This window comes from Ohtaekwangia sp. (assembly GCF_036568665.1).
Taxonomy (GTDB): Bacteria; Bacteroidota; Bacteroidia; order Cytophagales; family Cyclobacteriaceae; genus Ohtaekwangia.
In genome coordinates this window covers 1-16354 of sequence record NZ_DATCSD010000325.1, presented here as the reverse complement: position 1 = coordinate 16354, position 16354 = coordinate 1, and the positions used below count along the sequence as shown (strand labels likewise).

The 16354-nt window shown below is 44.0% G+C and carries 17 protein-coding genes; 12 read left to right on the top strand and 5 right to left on the bottom strand.

Translation table 11 applies throughout. The features are described 5' to 3' along the window. Positions 1-909 (bottom strand): M23 family metallopeptidase (locus VIN08_RS18305; protein ID WP_331967959.1); only part of this gene is annotated, 909 nt, incomplete at its 3' end. Then, the gene (locus tag VIN08_RS18300; protein WP_331967958.1) at positions 878-1492 is read right to left on the bottom strand and encodes a fumarylacetoacetate hydrolase family protein; all 615 of its coding nucleotides are present in this window, start codon (positions 1490-1492) and stop codon (positions 878-880) included. The genes VIN08_RS18300 and VIN08_RS18305, both read right to left, overlap by 32 nt. 204 nt (positions 1493-1696) lie before the next feature. Between VIN08_RS18300 and VIN08_RS18295 the strand changes: the two genes are divergently transcribed. Together VIN08_RS18295 and VIN08_RS18290 are read left to right on the top strand one after the other, a co-directional pair. Continuing rightward, the gene (locus VIN08_RS18295; RefSeq protein WP_331967957.1) at positions 1697-2497 is read left to right on the top strand and encodes a M48 family metallopeptidase; all 801 of its coding nucleotides are present in this window, start codon (positions 1697-1699) and stop codon (positions 2495-2497) included. Positions 2498-2503: 6 nt separating this feature from the next. Further along, on the top strand, positions 2504-3142 hold the full coding sequence (locus VIN08_RS18290; protein ID WP_331967955.1) for a DUF1684 domain-containing protein: 639 nt from the start codon (positions 2504-2506) through the stop codon (positions 3140-3142). On the opposite strand, the gene VIN08_RS18285 is transcribed toward VIN08_RS18290, so the two are convergent. Continuing rightward, a complete protein-coding gene (locus VIN08_RS18285; RefSeq protein WP_331967953.1) occupies positions 3143-3946 on the bottom strand; it encodes a 3'-5' exonuclease in 804 nt (267 codons plus the stop codon). Positions 3947-4008: 62 nt separating this feature from the next. Next, positions 4009-5382 (bottom strand): UDP-N-acetylmuramate--L-alanine ligase, encoded by a 1374-nt coding sequence (locus VIN08_RS18280; RefSeq protein WP_331967952.1) that lies wholly within the window; start codon positions 5380-5382, stop codon positions 4009-4011. 243 nt (positions 5383-5625) lie between these two features. On the opposite strand from VIN08_RS18280, the gene dnaB reads away from it, so the two are divergent. The 3 genes from dnaB (at position 5626) to VIN08_RS18265 (ending at position 9918) form a co-directional block, all read left to right on the top strand. After that, a complete protein-coding gene (gene dnaB, locus VIN08_RS18275; protein ID WP_331967950.1) occupies positions 5626-7170 on the top strand; it encodes a replicative DNA helicase in 1545 nt (514 codons plus the stop codon). A gap of 75 nt (positions 7171-7245) precedes the next feature. Next, a complete protein-coding gene (locus VIN08_RS18270; RefSeq protein WP_331967949.1) occupies positions 7246-8037 on the top strand; it encodes a SprB repeat-containing protein in 792 nt (263 codons plus the stop codon). Positions 8038-8133: 96 nt separating this feature from the next. Further along, a complete protein-coding gene (locus tag VIN08_RS18265) occupies positions 8134-9918 on the top strand; it encodes a hypothetical protein (protein ID WP_331967948.1) in 1785 nt (594 codons plus the stop codon). Positions 9919-10056: 138 nt separating this feature from the next. Here VIN08_RS18265 and VIN08_RS18260 read toward each other — a convergent pair whose 3' ends face one another. Then, a complete protein-coding gene (locus VIN08_RS18260) occupies positions 10057-10368 on the bottom strand; it encodes a tetratricopeptide repeat protein (RefSeq protein WP_331967946.1) in 312 nt (103 codons plus the stop codon). A 212-nt stretch (positions 10369-10580) separates the two neighbouring features. Between VIN08_RS18260 and VIN08_RS18255 the strand changes: the two genes are divergently transcribed. The 7 genes from VIN08_RS18255 to VIN08_RS18225 all read left to right on the top strand — a co-directional run bounded on the left by VIN08_RS18255 (position 10581) and on the right by VIN08_RS18225 (position 16169). Continuing rightward, positions 10581-11321: an electron transfer flavoprotein subunit beta/FixA family protein gene (locus VIN08_RS18255; RefSeq protein WP_331967945.1), complete on the top strand. Its 741-nt coding sequence runs from the start codon at positions 10581-10583 to the stop codon at positions 11319-11321. A 40-nt stretch (positions 11322-11361) separates the two neighbouring features. Then, positions 11362-12315, top strand: a complete 954-nt coding sequence (locus VIN08_RS18250) for an electron transfer flavoprotein subunit alpha/FixB family protein (RefSeq protein WP_331967943.1) — start codon at positions 11362-11364, stop codon at positions 12313-12315. 71 nt (positions 12316-12386) lie between these two features. Further along, positions 12387-12983 carry a bifunctional nuclease family protein gene (locus VIN08_RS18245; RefSeq protein WP_331967091.1) on the top strand — a complete coding sequence of 199 codons (597 nt, stop codon included), beginning with the start codon at positions 12387-12389 and terminating at the stop codon, positions 12981-12983. Between the two features lie 175 nt (positions 12984-13158). Beyond that, entirely contained in the window at positions 13159-14091 is a 933-nt protein-coding gene (locus VIN08_RS18240) for a parallel beta-helix domain-containing protein (RefSeq protein ID WP_331967942.1), read from the top strand. Further along, a complete protein-coding gene (locus tag VIN08_RS18235; RefSeq protein WP_331967940.1) occupies positions 14085-14345 on the top strand; it encodes a hypothetical protein in 261 nt (86 codons plus the stop codon). The genes VIN08_RS18240 and VIN08_RS18235 overlap by 7 nt, the downstream gene beginning before the upstream one ends. Positions 14346-14351: 6 nt before the next feature. After that, a complete protein-coding gene (locus VIN08_RS18230; RefSeq protein ID WP_331967938.1) occupies positions 14352-15392 on the top strand; it encodes an SO2930 family diheme c-type cytochrome in 1041 nt (346 codons plus the stop codon). A 93-nt stretch (positions 15393-15485) separates the two neighbouring features. Next, positions 15486-16169, top strand: a complete 684-nt coding sequence (locus VIN08_RS18225; protein WP_331967936.1) for an RNA methyltransferase — start codon at positions 15486-15488, stop codon at positions 16167-16169. The last annotated feature ends 185 nt before the right edge of the window (positions 16170-16354 follow it).

Genomic DNA, 16354 nt, shown 5'->3' with positions numbered 1-16354 from the left:
TGTATAGATGGTACGTGTTTCGGCAACGTTGAGCCGGTCGATCAACTGGCGGAATACCAGTGCACTGTCGACCCACACTTCCAGGAAATTGACACCTCCATAGAACGGACTCTTATAGGCCATTTTATCTTTTGCCAAGATCTCTATACCGATCTGTCCGCTGGCTAATATAGGGCTGGTGATCACATAATTATTACCAACCTTGTTGCTGTAAAATTCATAGCGACCAAAGCGATCGTTGATGCGCGAGTCAGCATCGAGTGTAATGAGTGCTATCTTTTCCGGAGAGGGCGGTATATTATCTACGATCTCTTTAAACGCACCGATCTTCAATGGATCGAGTGCATAATTATTCGAGTCGCGTATATCGAAGTGAAGGTGCGGGCCGGTTGAGCCACCGGAATTACCGGAGAGTGCAATGGTATCGCCTTGTTTTACTTTGAACTGATCTTTCGGAAAGAACAGGTCGATCTCGCCCGATTTTAATTTATACTGTTCCTGCAATACAAACGGTGCTACTGCTCCCTTGAATTGGTCGAGGTGAGCATAGAGTGTTGTGTTGCCATCGGGGTGGGTGATATATAGTACATTTCCATAACCGTTGCCTCCCATGCTGGCGCGCGAAATATAGCCGCTCTTGGAAGCCAGCACCGCGAAGCCGATCATGTTGTTGGTGCGTATATCAATGCCCGAGTGAAAGTGTGTGCTGCGAAGTTCGCCCATGGTGCCCGCCAATGATCCGGGCTGACCGGGATTGATCGGGTAAAGATATTTCTCTTCACCCGGATCTTTTTCAAATTTAACTTCCGTTTTGCTGAACTGGGCCTGCACAGCATACGGATATACTACTGCTATATATAGGACAGCAATGACTACTTTACTTAACTTCGAACTCCAATAGTTTTTCATCTTCAATATAAGCCGATAACACATTTCCCACCTTGACCGGGCCAACACCTTTGGGGGTGCCCGTAAAAATTAAATCACCTGTGCGCAGCGTAAAAAATTTCGACAGATACGAAATTATAAAATCAAAATTAAAAAGCATAAGACTTGTGTTGCCTTGTTGCTTTAACTGTCCATCAATTTTCAAGCTGAAGTTAATATTCTTCAGATCAGCAAACGAGCTTACCGGACGAAATGTATCGCTTATAGGAGCCGATCCATTAAAACCTTTTGCAATGTCCCACGGTAATCCTTTCTCTTTTGCTTTCTGTTGCAGATCACGTGCTGTAAAATCTATACCTATACCGATTGCGTCATAGTACTTGCTCGCAAATTTCTCATCGATGTTCTTTCCTTCCTTGCATATACGCAGCACGAGTTCTACTTCGTGATGAATGTCGGCTGAGAAATCAGGATGATAAAACGGTGCGTTGTTGCGTATCAGCGCAGTATCGGGCTTGGTAAAAATTACAGGCTCGTCCGGCCGCTCGTTGTTCAGTTCTTTAATATGTTCAGCATAGTTACGGCCAATAGCAAAAATTCTCATGATCAATACAATTAAGGGTTAATGATATGCAAGGAAAGATGTGGCAAAAAATCATCGTATCAAAATAGAATGTGCAGAGCGGTCGCGAAAGCAGATCATCATCCAATCATGCATTTCACAGCGTCAGCAACAACATTTGGCACGAATTTATAAAACAATAGTCGTGTGGTTTTGTATTTTTGAAGCTAAATAAATTCACCCCCTATGTGGAAGAAAATAGTCATATTAGTTATTGTTAGTTTCACTATTTATGCCTGTGCTAAAGTTGCCGTTACAGGTCGTAATCAATTAAGTTTAGTATCAAACTCTGAAATTATACCGGTTGCTACGCAGCAATATGCAGATGTATTAAAGAAGGGGCCGATCTCTACAAACCAGGAGCAGACCCAAATGGTTAAACGCGTTGGCGTGCGCATTCAAAAAGCTGTTGAACAGTATATGGCACAGCACAATGCCTCATCGGAGCTGGATGGTTTTCAGTGGGAGTTTAACCTGATCGATGATCCGAAAACCGTAAACGCCTGGTGTATGCCGGGAGGTAAAGTGGCGTTCTATACCGGCATCATGCCTATCTGTAAAGATGAAACAGGTATAGCCGTTGTAATGGGGCACGAAGTAGCGCACGCTATAGCAAATCACGGACGCGAGCGTATGAGTCAGCAGATGATTGCTCAGTATGGTCTGGGTACATTAAGCTCACTGATGGGAGCGAACCCTACTGCCGGTAAAGAATTACTGATGCAGGCTATTGGTGCCGGTACAAATGTAGGCATGCTGAAATTTAGCCGCGAGCATGAATCAGAAGCCGATCACATCGGGTTGATCTTTATGGCGATGGCCGGTTATGATCCGAACGCGGCACCTAAATTCTGGGAGCGCATGGTAGAGGCGAGCGGAGGTTCACAGCCGATGGAATTCCTGTCAACCCACCCTTCGCACGAAACGCGTATCAAAGATCTGCAAGGATGGATACCGGAAGCAATGACCTACTATAAAAAGAACTAGTACATCATGCTATATAAGAATCTTACAAAGCTGATGCTCCTGCTGGGAGTATCAGCTTTTTCTTTTGCACTTCACGCGCAGACGGACGAGGAAGCGGCACGCAAGGAAATAACGGAGCACAGGAAGAAACAGGAATCAGAATTTCGCGATCCGGCTAAATCTCCCCTGGAGAAAAAGGAGCGGAGGAAGTTTAAAGGATTGAATTTTTACCCGGTAGATTTGAAATATAGGGTGAAGGCAACATTCGTGAAGAATGAAACGCCTGTGTTGTTTAAAATGAAAACCACCACCGATCGCCTGCCCGACTATGTGAAGTATGGCGATATATACTTTCTGCTGGATGGCGAAGACTATAAACTGGAGGTATACCAGAGCCCGGACTTATTGAAGCGCCCCGGCTTTGAAGATTACTTGTTCATTCCGTTTACCGATGAAACCAACGGACATGAAACGTATGATGTAGGTCGCTATATTGAGTTTCATATACCCACTACCGAAGAGGTAGTTATCGACTTTAATCAATGCTATAATCCGTACTGCAGTTATAGCACGAAGTACTCTTGCCCGATACCACCGGAAGCAAATCATCTTCCGCTGGAGATCAAGGCAGGAGAGAAGAAGTATAAAACAGGATTGCTACATTAATTACTTGCGAAACGAACGCAGTTTGATCTCGGTGAGTTTCCGCTTGGTGTCCATCGGAAAGTCACCGTTCATCATCCAGTCGTAGTAGCTGGGTTCTTCTTTAAAAACCGTAGTGACTACTTTGTTCTTGTGCTTGCCAAAGTTGAAAACTTCCTGGCCTTTTTCGTTGAGTACCATGCGGCCTGCCAGATCAACCAGGTCTGAAGATGTGAGCTTGCTCAGTACATCTACATCATTGCGGATCTCACCGATCTTGCGTTCGAGGCTGTCGGTTACATCTTTACCTTCGTATCGTTCAATCTGTGCGAGCAGTACCTCCATCGTTGCTTCGGTGTCAGCCTCTGCCGTGTGTGAGTCTACCAGTTCTTTGTTGGTATAAAAACGATAGGCTGCCGAGAGTGTACGCTTCTCCATCAGGTGGAAAATCTTTTGTGCGTCAATAATCTTCTTGCGGCTGTAATCAAACTCAACATCGCATCGGAGAAATTCCTCTACCAGCATGGGTATATCAAACTTCATTACGTTAAAGCCCGCGAGGTCTGCACCTTCCATAAAGCGCGCATAATCTTTCGCTACCTCTTTAAAAGTAGGTTTGTCTTTTACGTCTTCATCTTTCAAACCATGAAAGACAGTTGATTCTGCGGGTATGGGTATCGTTGGATTGAGTACGTTGGCTTTGCGCAGTACTTCGCCATTCGGCATCATTTTAACGACTGCAATTTCAAGTATGCGGTCTTGTGTAATGTTGGTACCGGTAGTTTCAAGATCGAAAATACAAAGCGGGTTGCGTAGATTCAGTTTCATGGTAAAGGGTATTCCTGAACAGGAAATAGATCACTGCTCATGAATGTAGATTGATGTTGGGTTCAGGATAATATTTTTTCTGCCAGTGCCGGAATATTGATCCCGCCAAAATTACCGGAGCTCATCATTAACAGGTTTTTGTTCTTCCATGATTGCTGCTCCAGAAATTGTTGCAGCTCATGGGGATTAACAAACACCTTGATAGCATTGGAAGCAAACGATGAACGTATATCGGCTTCCGTCAGTGCTTCGAGGTTCTTGTCTTTTACTTTCTCCGGGTTATAGTATACTACCTGCACCTGGGCTGCTTTAAGACTATCTTTATACTGTGGTAAGAACTTTTTATTCAGGCTGCTATAGGTATGCAGTTCAAGGCATGCTACGAGGTCGCGCGAAGGGTAAACTTCTTTCATCGCTTTCACTGTAGCCTTTACTTTGGATGGTGCATGCGCAAAATCTTTATACACTGTAGCCGTTGTGTTGTCGAGTACTTTTTCTAACCGGCCCGATGCACCTTCAAACGATGATATCGCTTCGAAGAATTGCTCCTGGGTTATACCAATTTTCTTCAATACTTCTTTAGCAGCACTGAGGTTCTGGAAGTTATGACTTCCAAAGATCTTGATTGGACTGCGTTCTTTACCATTTGTTAAAAAGAAATGTCCGTTGTTATCAGACGTATGCGAATGGCTCTTATACGATATCTCCACTGTATCGGAGCGCTCTTTTTTACCGATCATCAGAGCCATTGAATCCTGTTCACAGTAGATTAATATACCTCCCTTCGGAGTGCTGTCGGCAAAGAGGTCAAACTGTCTAACATACTCTTCCTCAGAAGGAAATACATTGGCATGATCCCACGAGATTCCGGTAATAACACCTACGTGATGTTTATAGCGGATAAACTTGGGCGTAGGGTCGAGTGCTGAGCACAGGTACTCATCGCCTTCAATCACAATGATCGGAGCATCGGAAAGTTTTACTGTCTTTTCAATGCCCGGTACTTTTGCTCCTATAACATAATCGAATTTACGCTTGAAGTAATTGAGTACGTGAATGATAATGGCTGTTGTAGTAGTTTTACCATGACTGCCCGCGATCACGATGCGTTGCTTGTCAAAAGCCTGCTCGGTAATATACTCCGGGAAGGAAACAATCTTGAGCCCAAGCTGTTGCGCTTTCAGTAATTCAGGATTGTCTGTGCGTGCGTGCATGCCGAGTATAACTACATCAACAGCAGTTGTAATTATATCAGGAGACCATCCGTCTTTCTCAGGAAGTAATCCATATTTACTTAAAGTTGAACGTGAAGGTTCAAAGATCTCGTCATCAGATCCGCTAACATCATGACCGGCCTCTTTCAGGGCGATTGCCAGGTTGTGCATAACACTACCACCGATCGCTATAAAATGTATCCTTTGCTTTTTGGTATGCATTTAAAACTCAAATTCGGGTTTTAAAATAAAGGAAAATGTTTGTTCTTTAAAAGTCCGTCAGTCATCGGATAAGTTCTGTCAATATTTTTACCCTTGAACGGAAAGTATAGACGATCACCGAGACGGAATAAACTTGTACACAATTTAATTGTTCATATTTTGTTTATAAGTTGTGTAGATAGTAAAGGGTTAGGGTTGTACGTTTGTCGCCCTTAATAAAAAAACACGTACAACAACCACTGTATGGAGCAAGGAAGATCAACGTCTCTGAGGTTAGGCAATAAGTCAAATAAGTTACTCCCAAGAGATATCTCGGAAGGGCTTGGTAAGTTGCCGCCTCAGGCACTTGATCTCGAAGAAGCAGTATTGGGTGCGCTCATGCTGGAGAAGAATGCACTCAACGCAGTGGTAGAATTTTTAAAGCCGGAGCATTTCTATAAAGATGCGCACAAAGAAATTTATGGTGCCATCATAGACCTGTTCAAATCGTCCGAGCCGGTGGATATGCGTACAGTAGTCCACCAGTTGCGTAAGAAAGGCAAGCTCGAACTGATCGAAGGCAACGGTACATATTATATAGCCGAACTTACTTCTAAAGTTAGCTCCGCAGCCAACGTAGAATATCACGCCCGTGTTATTGTTGAGATGGCGATCAAGCGCGAGCTTATCCAGGTGGCTTCTGAAATACAGCACGATGCATACGAGGATACAACCGATGTATTTCAACTGCTGGATAAAACAGAGCAATCTGTTTTTGAAATTTCAGAATCTAACCTCAAGAAGAATTACGATAACATGCGAAACCTGATGGCGCGTGCTATACAGGAATTGCAAGTGTTGAAAGAACATAAAGATGGTCTTACCGGTGTGCCCAGTGGATTTACTGAACTTGATCGTGTTACTTCCGGCTGGCAACGTTCTGACCTGGTTATCATCGCGGCTCGTCCGGGTATGGGTAAAACAGCATTCGTGGTTTCGGCATTACGCAACGCGGCTGTTGATTTCAAAATTCCGGTAGCTATATTCTCGTTGGAGATGGCTTCGATCCAGTTGGTGAATCGTATGATTTCTGCCGAAGCAGAACTGGAAAGTGAAAAGATCAAGAAAGGAAACCTGGCGGATCACGAATGGAAACAACTCGTGCACAAAACTACCAGGCTTACCAATGCTCCTATATTTATAGATGATACACCAGCGATCTCTATTCTTGAACTTCGCGCGAAGTGCCGCAGGTTGAAAGCCGAGCACGGAATACAGATTGTGGTGATTGACTACCTGCAGCTGATGAAAGGTGATCAGGGCGGTAACCGCGAACAGGAGATCGCTTCCATTTCGCGTGCGTTAAAAGGTATAGCAAAAGAATTGAATGTACCGGTGCTCGCACTGTCGCAGTTGAGTCGTAGTGTGGAGACTCGTGGTGGTGATAAACGTCCACAACTTTCTGACTTGCGTGAATCCGGTTCCATTGAACAGGATGCCGATATCGTAATGTTCCTCTATCGTCCGGAATACTATAAAATTACCGTAGATGAAGATGGTATGCCTACACAGGGAACCGGTGAAGTAATTATAGCCAAGCACCGTAACGGTTCTACCGCCAACGTGAAGCTCAAGTTCATTGGTAAATATACCAAGTTCGGTGACCTGGATGGTCCTGGCTCGTACGACAATCCATTCTCGGGTTCGGGTATGGTTACGCGCGAGAGTCGCCTCAACTCCTTTAACTCGGATGATGCACCGCAGCTTCCTCCGCCACCTCCGGCCGGTGACGATGAAACACCTTTTTAGCAGGTAAGGTATATAGCAGGACACGTGAGGGATTCTACCGAATCCGTATTTTTGTCGTGAGACCTATACCTCTGTATGAGAAATCTTTTCCTTTTTTTTGCGCTTGGTCTCTTTGCAGGCGCATGTGTAAGTCATGATCTGAACAGAACGATCGACTGCAGTATATCCGGGTTATCGCTGGAAGTAAATTCTATCACTGCGGCTACCAGTTGCAGCACACTGGACGGTAGCATCCATGTAACGGCTACTGGCGGCAAGCAACCCTATACTTTCTGGCTGAACGATGTGAAGCAGACCTCTCATATATTTACTGCGCTGCAGGCCGGTATATATAGTATACAAGTGATCGATGCCAACGGCTGCGATGCGGCCGTGCATAACATTATGATAGGGGCAACCGATTTTACCTTTAGCCTGGATGTTGAGGAAGATAACCTCTGCCTCGGAAGCAACGGTTCGGCTACCATTACAGTAACAGAAGGCAACCCACCTTATACCTATACCATTGATGGAAGTGAATTTACAGACAACAATACTTTTACTAACCTGGAGACCGGTAATCACGCTGTGCAGGTGAAAGACAACAACGGCTGCACCATTGCTCTTAATATAACCATACCCCGCGGAACAACCGATGTGAGTTGGACGAATGATATACGTCCGATCATTGTAACATCATGCGCCATTACCGGGTGCCACAACGGTATATCCCGCCAGGACCTCCGTATCTATGAGAAGGCGAAGTACTATGCCAGCCAGATCAAGATGTTTACACGCGATCGAAGCATGCCCTTTGAAGGGAGTCTCACACAAAATCAGATTGACATCATCAGTTGTTGGGTTGACGATGGCGCCCCAAACAATTAGCACGCAGTATATTTAACAGTATAATTACACAGTACTATGTTTCAGGTGTGCACATTTTCATTAGGTGTTCCCTATATTTAGGCAAAATTGTGGATTATGCTTCGGAATTTTACCTGCCTTGTATTGCTGTTAGGGGTTAGTGTTGCACGTCTTCAGGCACAAGACAACCCTTACACGGATAGTTTGAAGACGAACCTGGAGCATGCTACATCTACGCGCGATAAAATTCGCTGGATGGGAGAACTTTCAATCTTCTACCTGCCCATCAACAAAGAACAGTCTGATAATTATGCAAGTCAGTTACAGCAACTGGCTGAGCAAAGCCGCGACCGCGAACTGATGGCATCGGCCTTACTGATCAACGCTAGGCGATTCAGTTCATTCACGGGTATTCAGGCCAACATAAACATTGCCATGGAATATGCGCAGAAAGCGCTGGCACTGGCCAAGGCCAATCACATGGAAGAGTATGAAGCATGGTCTTACCTGCGCATGGCCTCTTGCGCTCGTGCCAGCTCTAACAATGAAAAAGCGCTCAACTATGATAACCTGGCTTCTTCTATTGCAGCCTCTTCTGAAAATGACTCCCTGAAGGTGGAGGCCTATATTTCGATTGCCCAGACATACCTGCGGAAAGACGATAAGATGCTGGGCTTCCGAAATCTGCTGCGGGCATTGGATGTTGCCGAAACAAAGAAAGGGTATAATTATTACGAACAACGGGATGCCTACTATGCTTTGTCTGATTTTTATTCTGACCTGGAAGAATGGGAGAAAGCAAAAGACTATATCTATAAGGCTATTGCTCTTACGCATAAATTCAAGATTCGCTATGACCGCCTTACTTTCTATAATCAATTAGGAAGAATATATGCTGCGAACCAGCAATACGATATAGCAGGAGGGATGTTTGAAAAAGCGCTGGCACTCGCGGATACATTGAAATTTGAGGTTATAAAATTTAATACCTACGATGGTATGATGGGCATGTATATAGCTGCCAAGCAGCCGGAGAAAGCTCTCGACCTGATCCGTAAGAAACCAACGATCAAGGAAGTAATGAAAAGTGCAGGCTTCTATTATTACCTAGAACTGATCTACGGAATGGTATATACCAAGATGGACAAGTTGGATTCTGCCGACTATTACTACAGGAAAGCAGAACCGGCTATTAATGCAAATACGAGTCTCCGTATTAAATATGAGTTTTATGATAACATGGGGACACTTGCTAAAAAACAGGGAAATTATAAAAGAGCCATTGAGTATTGGAAGAAATCGGAAGCCATTGCAAATACTACCGGCAATCTGCAATTTCATGAAGAGACAGCCCAGAAGCTTGACAGCTGCTATCAACATATAGGAGATTTTAAAAATGCTTACTACTACAATCGTCAGTTTCAACTGTATGCAGACAGTATAAAAAGAATGTCGACAGAAAAAGACCTGATGCTGCTGGAAGTAGAGAATGAGAACAAACGAAAAGAACGTGAAGAGATTCGCGAAGTCGAAGCAACGCGTGCGCGGCACAACATTCAGTATATGGGTATAACCGTAGCCATTGCCTGCGTCTTTATTATCCTTACCATGTTCGGTATATTTCGAGTGTCGTCTACAACCATACGGATACTGGGTTTCTTTGCCTTTATATTCTTGTTCGAGTTTATTATTCTGCTGGCCGATAACCAGATACATCACTGGACGCACGGTGAACCCTGGAAGGTAATGGCAATCAAGATCGTTTTGATCTCTGTACTATTACCACTGCATCACTTCATCGAAGAGAAGGTCATACACTATCTCACCTCCCGAAAAATGCTCGAGCTGAACAAAGCAGCACTGCTGGCGAAATTTGTTTCGAGAAAAGAAGAGGAAAACTAGAGGCCGTATTAGTGAATCGGTAATCATTCGTATACTATATCCATAGGGAATGAATATCGAACAAGGAATATCGATTAATGAATGATGAAGTGAATGCAACCTGCTTTTCGCTTTCAGCTTTACACTTCTCTCACCATATCAATCGTATAGCAACTCACTTAACACAGACTGCAGTTCGCGTAGCGCTTTGAACTCACGCTGTTGCTGTGCCAGTTCAATTCCTTTTTGAAATATAGCAATGGCTTTATCACGGTTGCCCAGCGATTCGAAGAGATTACCAGCATGATAATATGTAGGGAGGTAATCGGGATGCTTTTGCATCAGTTCATCAAACAAGACTGCTGCCTGTGTCGTGTCCGACTTTATATACTCCAGGGCCAATACATAGCGGTTAAACGGATCGTCCGGATCATCTTCTACAAATTGCCGGAGTTGTTCAAGTCGGTTCATGGTATATCTGCTGCCTCTATCAATGCTTAAACATAAAAATTATTACCATACCTGACGGGGATATAGCGGCATATAATTTTTTCAAGAAGCTACCGGTTATGTATAGTGGAATGCTTTTCGAAATTTTAAAATTTTGGTATTCCGTATTCGGTTTTTTGTATCTTGAGCCCTGTTTCCAAAAACCACTTTCGAACTTATTGATTTAGAGCGAGATGAAGATTTTAGTCTGTATTACCCACGTTCCGGATACCACATCCAAAATCAATTTTACTGATAACAATAGCAAGTTTGATCCTACTGGCGTTCAGTTCATCATCGGCCCGTACGATGATTATGCACTGGCGCGTGCTGTGGAGATCAAAGAAGCTAATGCAGGTACCACTGTAACCGTACTCAATGTTGGTACTGCCGATACTGAACCAACCATACGAAAAGCTTTAGCTATTGGTGCTGATGATGCCATACGCGTAAATGCTGAACCAACGGATTCATTCTTTGTAGCCTCACAAATTGTTGAGCATGCAAAGTCAGTTGGGTATGATCTTATACTGATGGGCCGCGAATCCATCGACTACAACAGTGGCGTTGTGCATGGTATAGTAGGCGAGTTGCTCGGCATTCCTTCTGTGTCTCCGGTAATGAAGCTGGATATAGAAGGTAACAAAGCAAAGCTTGCACGCGAGATCGAAGGCGGTAAAGAATTACTCGAAGTAAATCTTCCATTCGTTGCCGGATGCCAGGAGCCTATAGCAGAGTGGAAGATACCCAACATGCGCGGCATTATGTCTGCGCGCACAAAACCTTTGAAAGTGGTAGAACCTAAAGCAGTAGATAGTGGCGTAAAACTCCAGCAGTTTGAATTGCCACCGCCTAAGGGAGCTGTTAAAATGATAGCAGCCGATAATGTAGCCGAGCTTGTTACATTATTAAAGAACGAAGCGAAAGTACTGTAAACCGATCAATCGATCCATTCACTTAAACACACAAGCAACCATGTCAATACTTGTTTTTGTTGAAAGCGCAGAAGGACAAATAAAGAAAACATCACTCGAGGCCATATCTTATGCTCATGCTATGGGTGGCCCCGTAACGGCTATAGCGTTGGGTTCTGTTGATAAAGCTGAACTCGAAGCACTGGGTAAATATGGCGCGCAGAAAGTACTGCACGCTGCCGATGACAAACTGAACCAGGGAGTTATACAAGCATATGCCGCAGTACTTGAGAAAGCCCTGCAGGACGAAGGCGCAGATATACTGGTACTGGCAAACTCATCCCTTGGTACTCCGGTAGCAGCGCGCATTGCCGCGAAGATCGGTGCAAGCCTGGCTACCAACGTAACAGAATTACCCGATACGTCAGCAGGTTTTGTAGTAAAGCGCAGCATCTATACCGGTAAAGCATTTGCCAAAATAGAATTGAAGAATGCCAAGAAAGTTATAGCATTAAAGAAGAATGCAGCCGAAGCAAAAGAAGTGGGTAGCCCCGCTTCTGTTACGCCATACGCGGTTACATTATCCGATGCAGACTTTGCAGTAAAAATACTCTCATCTGAAAAAGCTACCGGCGAAGTGTTGCTTCCTGAAGCAAACATTGTTGTATCCGGCGGTCGTGGCATGAAGGGGCCAGAGCATTGGGGCATTCTCGAAGAACTTGCCAGGACGTTGCATGCCGCTACAGGTTGCAGCAAACCTGTTTCGGATATGGGATGGAGACCTCACCACGAACACGTAGGGCAGACAGGTGTGAAAGTGGCTCCCCAGCTTTACATAGCCGTGGGAATTTCCGGGGCCATTCAACATCTGGCTGGCGTAAACTCTTCCAAATACATCGTAGTGATTAACAAAGATGCAGATGCACCATTTTTTAAGGCTGCAGACTACGGAATCGTGGGCGATGCATTTGATGTTGTTCCTAAACTGACAGCCGCTTTAAAAGCTGCAAAATAATTTTAGGTTAGCAATGCGTAGTCAGGTGATTTGTGTAAGTTGTATTACAAACGCAGAAGAGAAATAGCAGCGTGAAAAAAATCAAACTCGAAATACTAGGTTTGTCGTCCAGTCAATCGACCACAGGGTCGTTTGCACTCGTGCTGGGAGAGACCGAAGGAAACAGAAGGCTGCCCATTATTATAGGCATGTTCGAAGCGCAGGCGATTGCCATTGAGATCGAAAAGATCATCCCCAATCGCCCGATGACGCACGACTTGTTCAAGGCCTTCGCTAACAATTTTCATTTTACCGTAGAAGAGATCATCATCTCCGATCTGAAAGAAGGTGTATTCTTTGGCAAGATTGTTTGTTCGGATGGATTGAAGAAAACAGAGATCGATGCAAGACCATCGGATGCAATCGCGATCGGGTTGCGTTTTGATTCTCCGATCTATACCTACGAAAATATACTGGCTGAAGCCGGCATTGTGCTGACAGATGAAGCCGAAGAAGATAAGCCTGAGCCTAAAATAGAAAAGGCGAAGGTAAAGAAAGAGGCAACGCGCAAAGACGACTTCAAAAATTATACGGTAGATAGACTCAACGAACTTCTCAAAGAAGCTATCGATAAAGAAGACTATGAGCGTGCTGCTAAAATCCGTGACGAACTGGGAAAGAGAAATTAGGGTTAAGCAGAAAGCTTAAAGTATAAAGCAATAAATAGGCAGAAGGTATAAGAGCTTTCTGTCTTTTTTATTTATACCCAGCCTTGACCTTCTGGCTTTAAACTTTACGCTTTCAGCTTAAAGCTTTCTTCACTATCTTTAGTAAACCAGTACGTTTCAAACCCACCATGTTGTTATGAAAACTTTTCTCACAATTGTACTGTGCTGCGTATCCGTTTTGGTATGGGCACAAAGAGATATTCAGAAGAAATTACAAACACAGTTTATTGAAGCAGAGAATGGTTCGGTGATAGAATTACCCGAAGGACACTATCAATTTGATGCAAGCCTGTGGCTGGATGGAAAGAAAGATGTGGTAATAAAAGGTGCAGGTATGGATAAAACTGTCCTGAATTTTACCGGACAGATAACCGGGGCAGAAGGTATAAAAGTTACCAATGCTTCTAACATTACGGTGCAGGATCTTACTGTACAAGACACAAAAGGCGATGGTGTAAAAACACAACTGGTAGATGGTATAACGTTTAAAAATGTAAAGGCAGAATGGACCAACGGAGGTCGTGCCGATAATGGCGGTTATGGCCTGTATCCTGTGCAGTGCACCAATGTGTTGATTGAAAATTGTATAGCGGTAGGTGCGAGCGATGCCGGTATATATGTAGGACAATCCAAATATATCATCGTGAAAAACTCCAAGGCTTATCAGAATGTAGCCGGTATAGAAATCGAAAACTCCTGGTATGCTGATGTATTTGAGAACGAAGCTTACAATAACACCGGTGGTATATTAGTGTTTGATCTTCCGGACCTGATACAGAAAGAAGGCGGTTATGTGCGTGTATTCAAAAATCATATTCACGATAACAACCACATCAACTTTGCACCGAAAGGAAACACGGTTGGCAAAGTGCCACAAGGTACCGGACTGATGATTCTGGCTACACGAAACGTGGAGGCTTTTGAGAATAAGATCGTCAATAATATAACTGCGGGCACTGCTATTGTGAGCTACTATATTACCGAGAACCCGATCAACGATAAAACGTATAAGCCGTTCCCGTCCAATATATATATATTCATGATAACTACTACGAGCGTCCTTTGGTGAAGGCTACCAGTAAAGGCCGCATGGGCAAGATGTATAAATTCAAGCTTCGCTTTGGCAAGAACGTGCCGCATATACTATATGATGGCATTGAAGACGCAAATATGAAAGACCGCAACATCTGTGTGAAGAATAATACCAATGCTACATTTGCCAACATTGATGCCGGTAACAAATTCAAAAACAAATCGCGCGATATGAAACCGTATGAGTGCGAGCAACAACCGATTAGTCCGGTAGTACTCACGAGAAAATAAACGTTTATGAAAGTATGGATGGCGGGGATGGGTATACTGGCATTGGCTATAGCAAGTCTGTCGTTCAGACCGAAGGATAGCCTGGCGCGAAGGGAAAAACTCTCGGAGTATGGTTTCTTCCAAGGTGCATTAGCTGAGCTGAAGCCTGCCGATCGTGTTATACCCTATACCGTAAACACAGCGTTGTTCAGTAATTATGCAGAGAAGCTTCGCTTTATATATATACCTGAAGGAGAGATTGTAGCGTATAACGATTCCGTTGTATTGAATTTTCCGAAAGGCACTGTATTGATCAAGAACTTTTATTACCCGCTCGATTTCAGAAAGCCTGAGAAAGGAAGACAAATACTGGAGACACGTTTACTGGTACATTTGGAAAGCGGCTGGGAAGCATGGCCCTACCGTTGGAACGATGAGCAGACCGAAGCATTCTACGATCCGGCAGCAGAAACCCGCATGATTACCTATATAGACAAGAGTGGAAAGAAAATTACTACGCCCTATGCTATTCCCAATAAAAATCAATGCAAGGGTTGTCATATACGCGATCAGAAGATGATGCCGATCGGAACATCGGCAAGGCAATTGAATGGCGACTATAGCTATATATCGGGAAAGGAAAATCAACTGACACATTTGCAACGTATAGGCTTGCTTACGGGGCTGATTGAAATTGATAAAGCTCCGAAGCTTGCCGTGTGGGATAATCCAGCGAGTGGCACAATCGATCAACGTGCGCGTGCATACCTCGATGCTAATTGTGCGCATTGTCATAGTCGTTCAGGCCCGGCCAACACATCCGGCTTATTCCTCGATATCGATGAGAAAGATCCTGGGCATTTAGGTGTTAACAAAACTCCTATAGCAGCGGGCAGAGGAGCAGGCGATCTGCAATTCGATATAGTGCCAGGTGAGCCCCATAAATCCATTATGGTTTTTCGTATGAAGACCAACGATCCGGCTATTGCCATGCCCGAGATAGGACGCGAGCAAGTGCACAAAGAAGGCGTGGCGTTGATAGAAGAGTGGATACGATCAAAGCGATAATGTATACCGATATAGCTTGTTGAAATATAGTCATTGAAGAAAATGGTTGTCTTTGAACTGGCAAGCCCTTAGCTTTCTGCTTTAATTGCACGAATGACTGACAAGGAGTTTAAAGTACTGCATCATCTGTCGCAGTTCGTTTCTGATCACAAGAAAGATTTTGTTGAGAAAGTGCTGGGTAACCGAACCCATCATGTTACAGTTATACTCGAAGATATCTTTCAGTCGCAGAATGCAAGCGCTGTGATTCGCACGTGCGAGTGTATGGGCTTGCAGGATATTCATATCATCGAGATGATCAGTAAATATGAGATCAACCGCAGAGTATTGAAAGGTGCTAACAAGTGGATGGAGCTTCATCGTTATCGTGCACGCGATAATAATAATGTAGAAGAGTGTTTCAGCAAGCTACATGCACAAGGGTATAAAATATTAGTAGCTGATCCGGATGAAGATGGTATGTCTATTCACGATGTAGATGTAACAGAATCGAAAGTAGCGTTGTTGTTTGGTAACGAGCTTCGGGGTGTATCTCCGTATGCTTTGCAACATGCCGATCAGAAAATAAAAATTCCGATGTATGGCTTTACCGAGAGTTTGAATATCTCTGTGAGTGTTGCTATTTGTCTGAATGCATTGATCACGAAGCTTCACGCGTCTGCAATGGATTTCGGCTTGCAGGAAGAAGAGAAGAATATGATACGCCTGAACTGGTATAGAAAAATAGTAAAGCGATCGGATTTGATCGAGCGCGAATATCTGCGAACTATTCAGTAGTTTTGATACCATATTATCAAGATGCGCTGGCTGAAGAGAATCATCATTACATCTGTTATCGTATTCCTGTTATTTCTGATCGCATGCAATGTCTGGATTGTGCAGAGCACGAAAGACAAAGTATATGAGGACATAAGCCTGTTGCCCGCCCACCGTGTAGCCCTGGTGTTGGGCACCAGTAATAA